This window comes from Corallococcus aberystwythensis (assembly GCF_003612165.1).
In the GTDB taxonomy this organism is placed as follows: domain Bacteria; phylum Myxococcota; class Myxococcia; order Myxococcales; family Myxococcaceae; genus Corallococcus; species Corallococcus aberystwythensis.
On sequence record NZ_RAWK01000263.1, the window covers coordinates 1 to 13,687 of the forward strand.

Here is a 13,687-nt window from a genome sequence, read left to right on the forward strand (position 1 = left end):
GGGTCTGGGTCCGGGCCCAGTCCTCCGAGGAGCGGCCGCTGGCGTCGCGCATCGCGGGGGAGGCGCCCTGGTGGCGCAGCTGGTCGGCGACCTCCGTGCGGCCGAAGAGGACGGCGAACATCAGGGCCGTCTGGCCCAGCCGGTTGGTCTGGTCCACCGCGCAGGGCTGGGCGGAGAGCAGCTTCACCACGTCCGCGTAGCCCTTGAAGGCGGCGCCCATGAGGGCGGTGTTGCCGCGGCTGTCGCCCGCGCACGCGTCCGCTCCGGCGGCGAGCAGCGCCTTCACCGTCCCCGTGTGGCCGTAGTAGGCGGCCAGGATGAGGGGGGAGAAGCCCCGCGAGTCACGGGCCTCCACGGGCGTGCCCGCCTTGACGAGCCCTTCCACGATGTCCGTCTCGCCCTCGCGCGCGGCGGCGAGCAGGTAGCGCTCCGCATCACTGGTGGCGAGCAGCCGTCCGGCAGGCGTCGCCGGGGCGCGCAGGGACATCCACGCGGCGGTCAGCACCGTGCACACCAGCATCACCAGACCCAGCGAACCGAGCAGCAGCTTGCGAACCATGAGGGCGTCTCCAGGGCGTACGAAAGAAGGAGGGCAGGGGAGGGCCGCCGTGGCTTCACCGGCGGCCCGGCTTCAGGTCACGGCTGGTCGCGCGTGGCGAGCGGGGCAATGGTGGCCTTCGCGTCGTCCAGCTTCACGTTCACGGCCTTGGCCAGGCGCGTGCCGTAGTCCGCGTGGGCCGCGTAGAAGTGGCCCACCATGCGCGCCTTGACCTTCGCGTCGCGCACCTGGCCCAGGTCGCCGGCCAGGTTCTGGATGAGCCGCTCCTTGCCGCCCGCGTCGAGCGACGACCAGAAGGCGCCCGCCTGCGAGAAGTTGTCCGTCTTCTCGATGGGACGCTGCTGCGTGGTGCCCGTCAGCGGCGCGTTGGAGAAGAGCGCGGCGGGCGTGTCCGACGTCTCACGCGTGACGCTGGGCTCGTAGTTCACGTCCGACTTCGTGTTGCCGCTGTTCATCACGCCGGCCTGGCTGTTGTTGTTCACCGCGGTGCGCGCGCGGTTCACCGGCAGGGACAGGTAGTTGGCGCCCAGGCGGTAGCGCTGCGTGTCCGCGTAGGAGAAGAGGCGGCCCTGGAGCAGGCGGTCCTCGGACGGCTCGATGCCCGGCGGCAGCACGCCCGGGGAGAAGGCGGACTGCTCCGTCTCCTCGAAGAAGTTGTCCGGCATCTTGTTGAGGGTGAACTTCCCCAGCTTCACCGGGGGCAGCCTGTCCTTGGGCCACTCCTTGGTGGCGTCCAGCGGATCAAACGCGAAGCTGTCCAGGTCCTTCGGATCCAGCACCTGCACGCTCAGCTCCCACGAGGGGAACTTCCCGGCCTGGATGTTCGTGTAGAGGTCGTGCGTGGCGTGCTGGAAGTCCTCGCCGCCCAGCTTCGTGGCCTCCTCCGCGGTGAGGCCCTTCACGCCCTGCTGCGACTTCCAGTTGAACTTGACGTACTTCACCTGGCCCTTGGCGTTGACGAACTTGAACGCGTGCACGCCGTTGCCGTCCATCTGCCGGTAGCTCGCCGGGATGCCCAGGTCCGTATAGAGCTGGGTCAGCATGTGCGTGGATTCCGGCTGGTGGCTGAAGAAGTCGAAGTAGCGGCCCGGGTCCTGCCGGTTGGTGACCGGGGACGGCTTCAGCGAGTGCACCATGTCCGGGAACTTCATCGCGTCCCGGATGAAGAAGACAGGCAGGTTGTTGCCGACCAGGTCCCAGTTGCCCTCGTCCGTGAAGAACTTCAGCGCGAAGCCGCGCGGGTCGCGCAGCGTCTCCGGTGAGCCGCCGGGATGGATGACCGTGGAGAAGCGCACGAACATCGGCGTCTTCTTGCCCCTCTGGGAGAAGACGGACGCGCGCGTGAGGCTGGAGAAGTCGCCGTAGCTTTCGAAGGAGCCGTACGCGCCCACGCCGCGTGCGTGCACCACGCGCTCCGGGATGCGCTCGCGGTCGAAGCGCGCGAGCTTCTCGATGAGGGCGAAGTCCTCCAGGAGGATGCCGCCCCGGGGACCGGCCGTCTTGGAACTCTGGTTCGTGCCCAGCGGCGCGCCCGAGTCGGTGGTGATGGGAGGAGGGTTGCCGGCGGCGAGGACGGGGGCGCCAGACAGCAGGATCGCGAGCATCAACGGGCGTCGGTTCAAGGGGACTCCAGGGGTTTACGGGGGACCGGACCACCTCCAGAGCACGCCTCGTGCCGACCTTGCGTTTCTTGTGAATTCAATAGGTTGGGCGAAAATGCCTGAGTTGATCCACCGGCCTTTCGGTGGTTTGACCGAAATGGCGGTGATGGAGTCCACCGTCCTGCCGGTGCTGGCATGTGCACCGAAATTCCGGTGCAGGGATGTCCGCGTGAGAAGCGTCTCGCCATTCGAGAGGCGCGGTGCGGCATCGTCTGCTGTCGGTGAGGGGGGCCGGGTTCTTGAGCCGAAGGGCGCGGCGCTCGGGTAGGGTGCGCGCATGTCAGGCCCGTTTATCGACGACGCGCGGATTGCCGAGGCGCGCAAGCTGGCGGACGAGATCGTCAATCCGATCTTCGACCTCATCCAACGCAACACCACTGTCTCCAATGAGCGCACCGTGTTGCGCTTCTTTGGCATCTCCGGCGCGGGTACGCGGGGCGTACCGCTGGCCAACCTCATGGTGGACAAGCTGCAGTCCGCCAGGGTGCTCAACCGGGGCGCCGCCTACTGGTATGGCCGCGCGCTGCAATTGGGCGCCAGCAGCCCGCTGGACGCCGTGGAGCGCATCACCGCGCTGCCCACGGACAAGCTGGGCGCGCTGTCGCCGGAGATGGAAGCGAACCTGCGCGACGCCGTGCGCGAGGAGGCCCGCGCCGCGATGACGGAGTTGAAGTCCCGCATCGCCCAGCGCAACGCCCTGCGCGAGCAGTTCCCCATGTCCCCCGCGCCGCACAAGTACGTCATCGTCGCCACGGGCAACATCTACGACGACGTGGACCAGGCACGCGCGGCGGCGCAGGCGGGCGCGGACGTCATCGCGGTCATCCGCTCCACGGCGCAGTCGCTGCTGGACTACGTGCCCCACGGCGCGACGACGGAGGGCTACGGCGGCACCTACGCCACCCAGGAGAACTTCCGCGTGATGCGCGAGGCCCTGGATGACGAGAGCCGCAAGCTCAAGCGCTACATCCAGCTCACCAACTACTCGTCCGGCCTGTGCATGTCGGAGATCGCCTTCTGCGCGGCGTACGAGCGGCTGGACATGCTCCTCAACGACGCGATGTACGGCATCCTCTTCCGCGACATCAACATGCGGCGGACGTTCATCGACCAGTACTTCAGCCGCCGCATCTGCGCCCTGGCCGGCATCATCATCAACACCGGCGAGGATAACTACATCACCACCGCGGACGCCTACGACGCGGCCCACACCGTCATCGCCAGCCAGTTCATCAACGAGTGCTTCGCCAAGCGCGCGGGCCTCAAGGACTGGCAGCTGGGCATCGGGCACTCGTACGAAATCGATCCGTACCGCGAGGACACGCTCCTGCTGGAGCTGTCCCAGGCGATGCTGGTGCGCCGCTGCTTCCCGGACGCGCCGCTCAAGTACATGCCGCCCACGAAGCACAAGGAGACGGACATCTTCTTCAGCCACGCGTACGACGTGATGGCGGACCTGGTGGCCATCTGGACGCGGCAGGGCATCCAGCTCCTGGGCATGATGACGGAGGCCATGCACACGCCGCTGCTCGCGGACCGGTACGTGGCGCTCAAGTCCGCGTCGTACATCCACCGCGCGGCGCGGGGCATCGACGAGGAGTTCACCGTCCGCGAGGACGGGAAGATCGCCAACCGCGCGCGGGAGGTCTTCGCCAAGGCGGAGGAGCTGCTGCGCGAGTGCCACTCCGACGGCATGGTGGCGGCCATCGGCAAGGGGCGCTTCGGTGACGTGAAGCGCGAGGAGACCGGTGGCAAGGGCCTGGACGGCGTGCTGGAGAAGGCGCCGGATTACTTCAACCCGTTCCTGGAAATGCTGGAGGCGACATGATCCTGGGTACTTTCGTGGCGGTGATGCTGGCCGCGGGCGGCAGCGCGGATGCGTTGAGCAGCGTGACGGTGAAGAACGTGGCGCTGAAGGCCCCGGCCGCGTGGACGCGCTCCAACATGGACGGCACGGAGAAGTTCCTGGCGCCCTCGGGCGACGCGTACTTCCTGGTGGACGTGGGCACGGTGCAGACCGCGGGCATGAGGGCGGAGCTGTGCCGCACGAAGATCCTCGCGAACATCGGCGGCGACGGCTGGACGATGCTGAAGGTGGGCGGCCAGCCGGCGGCCACGAAGACGGACACGGACGCGGCGCCGGACGGCAGCGGCAACGTGGACACCGTGACGTACGTGGGGTGCAACGGGAAGACGACGTGGTCGGTGGTCTTCTACATGGAGCAGGGCAAGAAGGACCGTTTCGCCGCGGTGGCCGAGAAAGTGGGCACCAGCGTGTCGTTCACGCCGCCCAAGAACAAGAAGGGGTAGTTCGATGGTGAAGCCGAGCAAGCAGATCATCCGCCCCTACGGCGACCGTCGCGACGACGGCATGGTGCAGCTGTCGTTCACGCTGCCGGTGCCGCTGTCGGAGAAGGCCAAGGAGGCCGCCGCCCAGTTCACGAAGAAGATGGGCTTCACGGACGTGAAGGTGGCCGCCGCCGAGCGCGCGGCGGACCAGTACACGTTCTTCGTCGTCTACGCCCGCTCCAACGTGACGCTGGACTACGCGGAGATCGACGTGCCGGAGGTGGTGGTGCGCAAGATGGGGTTCGACGACCTCAACGCGCTCATCAAGGAGAAGGTGCGCCGGCGCATCGTCGTCTTCGGCGCGTGCACGGGCACGGACACGCACACGGTGGGCATCGACGCCATCCTGAACATGAAGGGCTACGCGGGCGACTACGGCCTGGAGCGCTACCCCGGGTTCGAGGCCTTCAACCTGGGCAGCCAGGTGCCCAACGAGGACCTCATCAAGAAGGCCACCGCGAAGCAGGCGGACGCCATCCTCGTCTCGCAGGTCGTCACGCAGCGCGACGTGCACAAGGACAACTCGCGTCAGTTCATCGACGCGGCGAAGGCGGCGGGCATCCACGGCAAGACGCTCTTGCTGCTGGGCGGGCCGCGCGTGGACCACAAGCTGGCGCTGGAGCTGGGCTTCGACGCGGGCTTCGGGCCGGGCACCAAGCCGTCCGACGTGGCGAACTACATCGTGCACGCGGTGATGAAGAAAGAGGGCACGGAGTCCGCGGACTCCCACTACCAGGGGGAACCCACGTGAGCACTGGCACCAAGGCGGTACTGCGGCTGCGCATGGGCAGCCACGACGCGCACTACGGCGGCAACCTGGTGGACGGGGCGCGGATGCTCGGTCTGTTCGGGGACGTGGCCACGGAGCTGTGCATCCGCTCGGACGGGGACGAGGGGCTGTTTCGCGCCTACGACTCCGTGGAGTTCCTGGCCCCGGTGTACGCGGGCGACTTCATCGAGGCGGAGGGCGAGATCATCAGCGAGGGCAACACGTCGCGGAAGATGCGCTTCGAGGCTCGCAAGGTCATCAAGCCCCGGCCGGACGTGAATGACTCGGCGGCGGACGTGCTGCCGGAGGCGGTGGTGGTGTGCCGCGCTTCCGGCACCTGTGTCGTTCCGAAGGACAAGCAGCGGGTGAAGCGATGAGCAGGCCCATGGTCCTCACCGCCGCCTTGGTGGGCGCGGAGACGACGCGCGAGCAGACGCCGTACCTGCCCATCACCGCGGAGGAGATCGCCGAGGACGCGGCGAAGTGCCGCGAGGCCGGCGCGGCGATGGTGCACATCCACGTGCGTACGGCGGAGGGAAAGCCGTCGCAGGACGCGGAGCTGTTCCGCGCGGCCATCCGCGCCATCCGCAAGCGCACGGACGTGCTCGTCCAGGTGTCCACGGGCGGCGCGGTGGGCATGGACGTGAACGAGCGGTGCGGCGGGCTGACGCTCACCGGCGCGGACAAGCCGGACATGGCCACGCTCACCACGGGCACGGTGAACTTCGGGGAAGAGGTGTTCTGGAACCCGAGGCCGCTGGTGCGCGACATCGCGAAGCGCATCAAGAGCATCGGCCTCAAGCCGGAGCTGGAGTGCTTCGACGTCGGGATGATCGACGAGGCGCGCTACCTGGCGAAGGAAGGCCTGGTGGACCTGCCGGCGCACTTCGACTTCGTGCTGGGCGTGCCGGGCACGCTCCAGGCGAGGCCGGAGGTGCTGGACTTCATGATCGCCTCGCTGCCGGAGGGAAGCTCCTGGACGGTGGCGGGCGTGGGGCGCCAGCAGCTCCCGTTCGTGGAAGAGGCCGCGAAGCGCGGCGGCAACGCGCGCGTGGGCCTGGAGGACAACATCTACCTGTCCAAGGGCGTGCTCGCGAAGGGCAACTACGAGCTGGTGGCGGAGGCCGCGAAGCGGGCCCGTGCCGCCGGCCGTGAGCTCGCGACCCCCGAGCAGGCCCGGCAGCTGCTGCGCCTGGGCTGATCCGCGGCGCGAAGGCCCGGGAGCGGACGACGCCCCGGGCCTCCCGTGTTTCGAGCGTGCCCGCTCAAGCGTGTGCCACGGGCCGCTGACCGCCGGCTCGCCCGAGAGGCTTCGCGCCAGCAGGGCTGCTCAGGCGGCCCAGGCCCAGCCGACGTGGCCGTCAGGGCGCACGAGCAAGCCGCCCACGCCTTCGAGGTCCCCGCGTCGCGTGGAGCCCCGTGCGCGCAGCGTCTTCACCTGGGATGGCCAGCCGGGCTCCCAGCGGGGCAGGGGGCGTGACTCATCCTCGCCCAGGCCCAGCAGCAGCCACCGGCCCGGGTGCAGCGCCGCGTAGAGCCGTGTGTTCGCGCCGAGCTCCACGTCGCTCAGCCGCCGGCCACTCCACTCCGGGAGCAGCGTCACCTCCGGCGCGGGCACCTCCAGCGGCGCATAGCCCACGTCGAGCGCCCCGATGTTGTTCGCGAGCTGGCGGTTCAGCGCCGGCTCCCGGAGCAGGCCGCTCAGCATCGCGCGCAGGGCCAACGTCTCCCGCGTGGCACCCATGAGGGCGGTCTGCGCCAGCGTGTTGTGGATCAGCGCCTCGCCCACGGGCCGGCGCTCGCGCGAGTAGCTGTCGAGCAGTGCCTCCGGCGCGCCGTCCTTCACCACCGCCGCGAGCTTCCATCCCAGGTTCATCGCGTCCTGCAGGCCGACGTTGAGCCCCTGCCCACCCGCCGGGAAGTGGATGTGCGCGGCATCTCCGGCCAGCAGCACGCGCCCCTCGCGATAGCGCTCCGCGAGCCGCGTCTCGTTGCCGAAGCGCGACAGCCACCGGGGCTCCCGCATACCGAAGTCCGCGCCCGCGATGCGCAGCGTGCTCTCTCTCAGTTCCTCCAGCGTGACGGGCTCGCGCACCGGCGCCTGCTCCCGGAGCGGATCATTGACGACGATGCGGTGGATGCCCGGGGCCATGGGCACCACCATCACGCCGCCCCGCTCGGTCGCGATGCCGAGGACCGGTTGGGCTGGCGGCGCGCCCAACGTCACATCCCCCAGCATCGCCGTGCGCGTCACGTCCGTCCCCGGGAAGGGGATGCCCGAAAGCCTCCGTACCGCGCTCCGGGCCCCGTCCGCGCCCACCACGAAGCGTGCGCGGATCCGGAAGGTGCCCGCGTCCGCGGAGCCCTCCAGGTCCACGCCCGCTTCGTCCTGGCGCAGCGCCTCCACGGTGTGACCGCGCCGGATGACCACGCCCAGCTCACGTGCCCGTTCCTCCAGCAGGGCCTCCGTCACCGCCTGCGGGAGGAACAGCGTGTAGGGGAAGCGCGTGTCCAGGACGCTGAAGTCCAGGCGCGTGTCGAGCATCGCGAAGTGCCCGGTGGGCAGCGGCCGTCCCCGCTCCAGGAACCGCCCCTCCAGCCCGCGCAGCGCCAGCACCTCCAGCGAGCGCGGATGCAGCGTCAGCGCCCGCGACTCGCGCACGGCCTCCACGCGCCGCTCGAACAGCTCCACCCGGACGCCCGCCAGCGCCAGCTCGCACGCGAGCCACAGCCCGGTGGGACCTCCTCCCACCACAGCCACATCCAGGACCTCCGCCATGACCGACCTCCCGCCCGAAGGCGTCAAACTAACGCTGTTAGGGATCAACTAACGCTGTTAGTTTGTCAAGCCAGCGAGGGCCGGACAGGGCATGCGAATCCAGCGGGACCGGGTGGTGGAGGCGGCGTGGACGCTGCTGGACGAGCACGGCCTGGAGGGCCTCACGATGCGCGTCCTGGCCAAGGCGCTCTCCATCCAGGCGCCGTCGCTGTACTGGCACTTCCCGGGCAAGCAGGCCCTGCTGGACGCGATGGCGGACACGTTGGTGCGGGACGTGGCGCGGACGCTGACGGCGGAGTCACCGTGGGGGGCGGTGGTGCGCACCGTGGCGGAGGAACTGCGGCGCGCGTTCCTGTCCCACCGGGATGGCGCCCGCGTCTACGCCGGAACCATCGTCGTCTCCGAGCACACGCTGCGCGTCAGCGACACGGTCATCGGCGCGCTGGGCCGGGCGGGACTCGGGCCCCGCGAGGCGGGCTGGGCCGCCTTCAGCGTGCTCGACTACGTGCTGGGCTTCACCATCGAGGAGCAGGGCTTCACCGCGCAGGACGCCGAAGCGAAGGCGCGGGAAGGGGCGCTGCGTCAGCTCGCCTCGGAGCGGTATCCGCACGCAGCCGGCGCGGTGGACGCCATCCTGGACCGGGACTTCGACAGCCGGTTCGCCTTCGGATTGGACCTGCTCGTCGCGGGCATCCGCGCGCGGCTGTCCACGCCGTAGCGCGGCGCGGTCAGGATCCCGCGGTGCATTTCGTCCCGCTGCCCGGCCCGCAGCGCATCTGACGACGCTCCAGGCGACACCGTCCCTCCGTCCCGGCTGTCCGCACTGGATGGCTCGGGCATCATGCCGCGCATTCCTCCCGGCCTGACGGGAGCCCACGAGGAGCCGCGAAGCGATGGACACGGGACTGCAGGGCAAGGGTGTGCTGGTGACGGGGGGCGCGGGCGGCATCGGTTCCGCGCTGGTGCGCGCGTTCGCGGGCGAGGGCGCCAGGGTGGCGGTGCACTACCACCGCAGTCAGGAGAAGGCGGCGGCGCTCGCGCGCGAGGTGGGCGGCGCGGCCGTGCGCGCGGACCTCACGGTGGAGGCGGACGTGGACGCGCTGGTGCCCCAGGCGGTGAAGGATCTGGGCCGGCTGGACGTGCTCGTGTGCAACACCGGCGTGTATCCCGCGCCGGATGAAGCGCTGTGGCAGATGTCCCTGGAGCGCTGGCGGCGCACGCTGGCGGAGAACCTGGACAGCGTGTTCCTGAGCTGCCGCGCGTTCCTGCGCCACGTGGAGACCACGGGCACGGGCACCATCGTCATCATCAGCTCCACGGCGGGGCTCTTCGGTGAAGCGGGCCACACGGACTACGCGGCGGCGAAGGGCGCGCTGGCTGCGGGCTTCGTGAAGAGCCTGAAGAACGAACTGCACCGCATCGCGCCCATGGGGCGCGTCAACGTGGTGTGCCCGGGCTGGACGGCGGTGGACCGCAACCGCGCGAAGCTGGGCGACCCGGAGTTCGTCGGCCGCGTCACGCGGACGATGCCGCTGCGCAAGGTGGGGCAGCCGGAGGACGTGGCGCGCGTCGTGGTGACGCTGGCGTCGGATCGCATCTCCGGACACGTGACGGGGGAAGTCGTCACCGTGGCTGGAGGCATGGAAGGAAGGGTGCTGCATGAAGACTGACCTGGACGTGCGGACGTACAACCGCGAGGCGTGGAACGGCGAGGTGGGGCGGGGCAACAAGTGGACGGTGCCGGTGTCTCCTGAGGCCATCGCCGCCGCGAGGCGCGGTGACTGGAGCGTGGTGCTCACCCCGACGAAGCCCGTGCCGCGCGCGTGGTTCGGAGACCTGAAGGACAAGGACGTGCTGGGCCTGGCGAGCGCGGGGGGCCAGCAGTGCCCGGTGCTCGCGGCGGCGGGGGCGCGCGTCACCGTGTTCGACAACTCACCCGCGCAGCTGGGGCAGGACCGGAAGGTGGCCGAGCGCGAGGGGCTGATGCTCCAGTACGTGGAGGGCGACATGCGGGACCTGTCCGCCTTCGCCGATGGGAGCTTCGACCTCATCTTCCACCCGTGCTCCAACTGCTTCGCGGCGGAGATCCTTCCGGTGTGGCGCGAGGCCTTTCGCGTGCTGCGCCCGGGTGGCGTGCTCCTGTCGGGCATCTGCAACCCGGTGCGCTACCTCTTCGACCCGGCCGAGGAGGAGAAGGGCGTGATGCGGCTCAAGTACACGATGCCGTACTCCGACTTCACCAGCCTCTCCGACGAGGAGCGCCGCCGGTACACCGACAAGGACGAGCCCATGGTCGTGGGCCACTCGCTGGAGGACCAGCTGGGCGGACAGATGGCGGCGGGCTTCGTGCTCACGCACCTGTTCGAGGACAGTTACGAGGGGAACGACCTGCTCTCCAGGTTCCTGCCCACCTTCATGGCCACCCGGGCCCTGAAGCCCGCCTCGCGTTCGTGACACAGAAGAGCGTTGCGCTCGGGAGCGGTGAAAGCCTACAGGAGCGGAGTCCGGGTCCTCCCGGACATCCCCCTTTCGTAGGAGCCGTCCATGAAGCTGTCGCTGCGTCTCTCCGCTGTGTTGCTGATGGGTGTGTCGGTGCTGGGCCTGGGCTGTGAGGGCACGGGCGCGAGGGATCCGCTGAACGCCATCGAAGCTGGCGCCCAGGTGCCGGTGGAGCCCTCGCTGGCGGAGGTGAAGCAGGGCGCGGTGGGCGACACGGTGCTGCGCTGCACGCAGCCGCAGGACGGCAGCTACCTGGAGGTGGTCCAGACGGCCACGGGCTACGAGGCGGCCACGGTGACGGAAGCCTACGACCCGTGGGACTGCCGCTGCACGTACGAGCAGCGCACGGTGCTGGGGCAGTACACGCGGTGCAACCGTTCCACGGTGGACCCTCGCATCCTGAACTGCTTCCGCATCGAGCCCGGCGGCACGACGGGCAAGGTGGTGCTGTCCACCACGCGCGTGCAGCGCACCCAGATGGTCATCGGTGGCACGCAGACGGTGTCGTACACGGACCTGAGCATCGCGGCCATCAACCAGGACCCGGGCCACACCCCGCGCCAGGACTTCACCTACGGCATGGCGGACTGCCAGTAGCCAGCGGCTTTCCGGAGGCGATTTAACCTTCGGCGGGCTCCGGGGTTTTGAGTGTCAGAGCGCGACGGGAAGCAGGCTGCACGGCTGCTCCCGGAGCGTTTTGACCTGAACCCGGAGTCCACACACCATGTCGCTCAAGTCCATGCTTCGCGGTACCGCCGTCGCCACGCTGCTCCTCGCCGTTCCCGTGCTCGCCCAGACGGCCGCGCCGTCCGACTCCGCCAACAAGACCGGCCAGTGCGAAGGGCGCCGCGGCAAGCACGGCGGTGGGGGCCACAAGTTCGGCCGCATGGAGCACCGGCTGGACAAGCAGGTCGCCGAGGGGCGCCTCTCGCAGGCCCAGGCGGACGGCTTCAAGGCGGAGGCCCGGCAGCTCCACGAGGAGATGAAGGCCGCGCGCGCCGCCGCCAACGGCCAGGTCGACGAGGCCCAGCGTGCGCAGTTCAAGGAGCGCCGCAAGGCGCTGAAGCAGAAGATCAAGGCCGCGCTGGCGCCCACGCAGCAGGGCGCCTGAGGTCCCGCCGTGAGCGGGGGACGTGACGCGAGGGCCCCGGCCGGCACAGACTGACCGGGCCCTTTCGTCCGCGGGAGTCCCCATGCTTCGCAGCCTCCTCGTCGCCCTCGTCGCAATGACCGCTGGCTGCCACGCGCACCGCAGCGCGACGCAGGCCGCGGCGGCGCAGCAGGCCCCGGTGGACACGCCAGACGCGGCGGAGTCGCCGGTGGTGCTGGTGACGGACGCGGAGCTCCAGCGCGTGCAGAAGCGCGCCCGGTACATCGTCGAATCGGAGCAGGGCGCCATCCGCGCCACGGACCTGCTGCTCGCGCGTCCGGACCTGGACCGCACGCGGATGAACTGGTTCTTCACCGTGCCGCGCGGCAATGCCTGGTACGCCGTCTTCGGCCGCTTCAACCCCCAGGAAACGTTCGTCCCCGCGTACGCGTACCGCGCGCCCATCGAGTTCTCCGGCGAGATGGAGGACTTCCCCGTCGAGTCCCTGCCCGAGGGCATGGACGCCCTGGCCCGCGCGGTGAGCGCCGCCTGCGAGCGCGTCTTCCAGGTGCACGGCCGCAAGCAGCTCAACCCCGTCGTGGTGGAGGAGGACGGCGGCATCACCGTCTACGTGCTCCAGGGCTTCGACGACTCGAACCTGTACCTGCTGGGCGGCGACTTCCGCTTCAAGTTCAGCCCCGACGGCCGTCAGAAGCTCCAGGAACTGCCCCTGCACCAGGGGCTCATCCCCGTGTCCATCGCGCCGGACGCGGACGGCGAGCGGCCTCCGTTCTCCGCGCACGCGCACGTGCTCCTCCCGGGGCCGCTGGAGACGGAGCTCGCGCTGGTGATGCTCTATCCCTCGCTGGGCGGACTCTTCGTTGGCGCGGCGGATCAGGACTGCGTCTACGCGCTGTCCCCCGACGGCACCATCCGCGCGGTGCGCCTGAGCAAGGAGGAGGTCCTGCGCGAGCTGCGGCCGGACGGCACCTTCGCTCCGCCCGAGGCGCTGAAGGCCGAACCGGAACCCGGCGCGGACGTGGTGCTCTGAACAGCTTTCGCCACCGCACTGTTGAGCTTTGTTCAGGCCCTTCGCGGCGGTCCAGCACCGCCTGCGGGCAGGGTGCCTAAGTTCGCGGCCTCTCGACAGGAGGACGCGAATGGCGTTGCAGAACGACTACCAGGACGTGCTGGACGTGGCGAAGAGCGTGGGCGCGAAGATCGAAACGCGCGAAGAGAACGGCAAGCTCGTCATCAAGGGCTCTGTCGACCACGCCTTTGACCGCGATCGCATGTGGGATCAGATCAAGGCGAAGCACCCGAAGTGGAACGATGAGCTCATGGTCATGCTCACCGTGACCAACACAGAGCCCTACGGCCTGCACACCGTGAAGTCCGGCGACACGCTCAGCAAGCTGGCCAAGGACATCTACGGGGACATGAAGCTGTACACGAAGATCTTCGAGGCCAACAAGGACCAGCTCAAGGACCCGGACCACATCAAGGTGGGCCAGGTGCTCAAGCTGCCGCCGAAGACCATCGCCAACCGCGCCTGAGCTCCGGCGCTACCGGTGCCGGTGGACCGCTGTCTCGCGGCCCGCCGGCCCTCGGCTCATGGGCAGTACGGGCACTCCACCGTCGCCTCCAGCGAGTCGTAGACGAGGCAGTTCTGGTCCGCGGCGTTGTTGTTCTTCTGCTGGCAGCGGTAGTTCCAGACGGACGCGCACTGGGTATAGACCTGCGCATCGCCGGTGGGGCCCTGGTAGGTGGCCGTGCAGGTTCCTCCCGAGCCTCCACCCGACACGGTGCAGCTGAAGGGATCCGTGCCGCTCGAGCACTTGAGGCCGGAGCAGTTGGTGCCGCTGCCCATCCACTTGCCCGAACAGCTGGAGGCGCTCGTGCGGTGGTCACAGAGCACGCGGTTCAGGTTCGAATCGTAATAGGCGCACGCGCCGTTGCTGCCGCCACCACCACCACCACC

16 protein-coding genes are annotated in these 13,687 nt (G+C 69.5%); 12 read left to right on the plus strand and 4 right to left on the minus strand.

From position 1 onward, the window contains the following. Both D7W81_RS32810 and D7W81_RS32815 read right to left on the minus strand, forming a co-directional pair. On the minus strand, positions 1 to 559 hold a 559-nt coding region (locus D7W81_RS32810; RefSeq protein WP_147445704.1), incomplete at its 3' end, for an ankyrin repeat domain-containing protein. Positions 560 to 636: 77 nt separating this feature from the next. Next, complete coding sequence (locus tag D7W81_RS32815) at positions 637 to 2,163, minus strand: catalase (RefSeq protein ID WP_120559349.1); 1,527 nt, start codon at positions 2,161 to 2,163, stop codon at positions 637 to 639. A 334-nt stretch (positions 2,164 to 2,497) separates the two neighbouring features. Here D7W81_RS32815 and kamD point away from each other — a divergent pair, with 334 nt between their 5' ends. From kamD to kce, 5 genes are read left to right on the plus strand one after another with little or no spacing between them, the layout of a single operon-like run. Next, positions 2,498 to 4,048, plus strand: a complete 1,551-nt coding sequence (kamD, locus tag D7W81_RS32820; protein ID WP_120559350.1) for a lysine 5,6-aminomutase subunit alpha — start codon at positions 2,498 to 2,500, stop codon at positions 4,046 to 4,048. Then, entirely contained in the window at positions 4,045 to 4,530 is a 486-nt protein-coding gene (locus D7W81_RS32825; protein ID WP_120559351.1) for a hypothetical protein, read from the plus strand. Before kamD ends, D7W81_RS32825 begins: the two co-directional genes overlap by 4 nt. A 4-nt stretch (positions 4,531 to 4,534) precedes the next feature. Continuing rightward, complete coding sequence (kamE, locus tag D7W81_RS32830; protein WP_120559352.1) at positions 4,535 to 5,320, plus strand: lysine 5,6-aminomutase subunit beta; 786 nt, start codon at positions 4,535 to 4,537, stop codon at positions 5,318 to 5,320. Beyond that, a complete protein-coding gene (gene kal / locus D7W81_RS32835) occupies positions 5,317 to 5,715 on the plus strand; it encodes a 3-aminobutyryl-CoA ammonia lyase (RefSeq protein WP_014396341.1) in 399 nt (132 codons plus the stop codon). Before kamE ends, kal begins: the two co-directional genes overlap by 4 nt. Then, the gene (gene kce, locus D7W81_RS32840) at positions 5,712 to 6,539 is read left to right on the plus strand and encodes a 3-keto-5-aminohexanoate cleavage enzyme (RefSeq protein ID WP_120559353.1); all 828 of its coding nucleotides are present in this window, start codon (positions 5,712 to 5,714) and stop codon (positions 6,537 to 6,539) included. The genes kal and kce overlap by 4 nt, the downstream gene beginning before the upstream one ends. A 129-nt stretch (positions 6,540 to 6,668) precedes the next feature. On the opposite strand, the gene D7W81_RS32845 is transcribed toward kce, so the two are convergent. After that, on the minus strand, positions 6,669 to 8,117 hold the full coding sequence (locus D7W81_RS32845; RefSeq protein ID WP_120559354.1) for an FAD-dependent monooxygenase: 1,449 nt from the start codon (positions 8,115 to 8,117) through the stop codon (positions 6,669 to 6,671). 91 nt (positions 8,118 to 8,208) lie between these two features. On the opposite strand from D7W81_RS32845, the gene D7W81_RS32850 reads away from it, so the two are divergent. The 7 genes from D7W81_RS32850 to D7W81_RS32880 all read left to right on the plus strand — a co-directional run bounded on the left by D7W81_RS32850 (position 8,209) and on the right by D7W81_RS32880 (position 13,262). After that, entirely contained in the window at positions 8,209 to 8,835 is a 627-nt protein-coding gene (locus D7W81_RS32850) for a TetR/AcrR family transcriptional regulator C-terminal domain-containing protein (protein WP_120559355.1), read from the plus strand. A 175-nt stretch (positions 8,836 to 9,010) separates the two neighbouring features. Next, on the plus strand, positions 9,011 to 9,787 hold the full coding sequence (locus tag D7W81_RS32855; RefSeq protein WP_120559356.1) for an SDR family NAD(P)-dependent oxidoreductase: 777 nt from the start codon (positions 9,011 to 9,013) through the stop codon (positions 9,785 to 9,787). Further along, the gene (locus D7W81_RS32860) at positions 9,777 to 10,571 is read left to right on the plus strand and encodes a class I SAM-dependent methyltransferase (protein ID WP_120559357.1); all 795 of its coding nucleotides are present in this window, start codon (positions 9,777 to 9,779) and stop codon (positions 10,569 to 10,571) included. The genes D7W81_RS32855 and D7W81_RS32860 overlap by 11 nt, the downstream gene beginning before the upstream one ends. A gap of 90 nt (positions 10,572 to 10,661) precedes the next feature. Beyond that, positions 10,662 to 11,213 carry a hypothetical protein gene (locus D7W81_RS32865; protein ID WP_120559358.1) on the plus strand — a complete coding sequence of 184 codons (552 nt, stop codon included), beginning with the start codon at positions 10,662 to 10,664 and terminating at the stop codon, positions 11,211 to 11,213. 127 nt (positions 11,214 to 11,340) lie between these two features. After that, entirely contained in the window at positions 11,341 to 11,727 is a 387-nt protein-coding gene (locus tag D7W81_RS32870) for a hypothetical protein (RefSeq protein WP_120559359.1), read from the plus strand. A gap of 82 nt (positions 11,728 to 11,809) precedes the next feature. Beyond that, entirely contained in the window at positions 11,810 to 12,757 is a 948-nt protein-coding gene (locus D7W81_RS32875; protein ID WP_120559360.1) for a hypothetical protein, read from the plus strand. Between the two features lie 109 nt (positions 12,758 to 12,866). After that, the gene (locus D7W81_RS32880; RefSeq protein ID WP_120559361.1) at positions 12,867 to 13,262 is read left to right on the plus strand and encodes a LysM peptidoglycan-binding domain-containing protein; all 396 of its coding nucleotides are present in this window, start codon (positions 12,867 to 12,869) and stop codon (positions 13,260 to 13,262) included. Positions 13,263 to 13,318: 56 nt separating this feature from the next. Here the strand turns inward: D7W81_RS32880 and D7W81_RS42585 are convergent. After that, positions 13,319 to 13,687 (minus strand): hypothetical protein (locus tag D7W81_RS42585; RefSeq protein WP_208721559.1); only part of this gene is annotated, 369 nt, incomplete at its 5' end.